General features: G+C 67.3%; 2 rRNA genes and 1 pseudogene. 2 read left to right on the top strand and 1 reads right to left on the bottom strand.

The features are described from left to right. Both K6I33_RS35220 and rrf read left to right on the top strand, forming a co-directional pair. Positions 1–106, top strand: a 23S ribosomal RNA gene (locus K6I33_RS35220); the annotation flags it as partial. A 109-nt stretch (positions 107–215) separates the two neighbouring features. After that, positions 216–332: ribosomal RNA gene (gene rrf, locus K6I33_RS35215) — 5S ribosomal RNA — on the top strand. A gap of 6 nt (positions 333–338) precedes the next feature. Here the strand turns inward: rrf and K6I33_RS35210 are convergent. Beyond that, a pseudogene (locus tag K6I33_RS35210) lies at positions 339–1056 on the bottom strand (hypothetical protein); the annotation flags it as partial.

Raw genomic sequence — 1056 nt, 5'->3', positions numbered from 1 at the left:
CTTGATGGGGTAAGGCTCCCAGTAGACGACTGGGTTGATAGGCCAGGTGTGGAAGACCGGTAACGGTTGGAGCTGACTGGTACTAATAGGCCGAGGGCTTGTCCTCAGTTGCTCGCGTCCACTGTGTGGTTCCCGGGTTGCGAACAGTCGCACCGGTTGAACCAAGTTTCACTGTTAATTAAAGAGTGTGCTTGTTCGCTAGAACCCGATAGGGTTTCGGTGGTCATAGCGTTAGGGAAACGCCCGGTTACATTCCGAACCCGGAAGCTAAGCCTTTCAGCGCCGATGGTACTGCAGGGGGGACCCTGTGGGAGAGTAGGACGCCGCCGAACAATCTTTCAAGGACCCCTGGTCCCAGCGTTCACGCTGGGACCAGGGGTCCTTTTTGTTTTTCCCCGAAGCGCGCCTGTCATCAGGGTGCGTGAGAATGACTGCGGTACCCGAAGACAGGAGTCACGTCGATGTCCACCAACTCTCCCGACGGCCGCTCTGGCGGCGAGCCGCGTCGCGGTGGGGGCCCCCGCGGCCCGCGTGGCGGCGGTTTCGGCCGTCGCGACGACCGCGCCGGCGGCGGCTTCCGCCGTGACGACCGTCGTGACGACCGTGGTCCCCGTCGTGACGATGACCGTGGCGGTTTCCGTCGTGACGAGCGTCGTGACGACCGTGGCCCCCGCCGCGACGACGACCGCGGCGGCTTCCGCCGTGACGACCGTCGTGACGACCGCGGTCCCCGTCGTGATGACGAGCGCGGTGGCTTCCGTCGTGACGAGCGTCGTGACGACCGCCCGCCCTTCCGCCGCGACGACCGCGGTGGCCGTCCCGGCGGCGGCTTCGGCCGCCGTGATGACGACCGTGGTGGCTTCCGTCGTGACGAGCGTCGTGACGACCGTGGCCCCCGCCGCGACGACGACCGCGGCGGCTTCCGCCGTGACGACCGCCGCGATGACCGTGGCCCCCGTCGTGATGACGACCGCGGCGGCTTCCGCCGCGATGAGCGTCGCGACGACCGCCCGCCCTTCCGTCGTGACGATGACCGTGGCGGCTTCCGCCGCGATG

The sequence above is a fragment of the Streptomyces sp. UNOB3_S3 genome (assembly GCF_020740895.1).
GTDB lineage: Bacteria > Actinomycetota > Actinomycetes > Streptomycetales > Streptomycetaceae > Streptomyces.
This window is presented reverse-complemented; position numbering and strand designations above follow the sequence as displayed.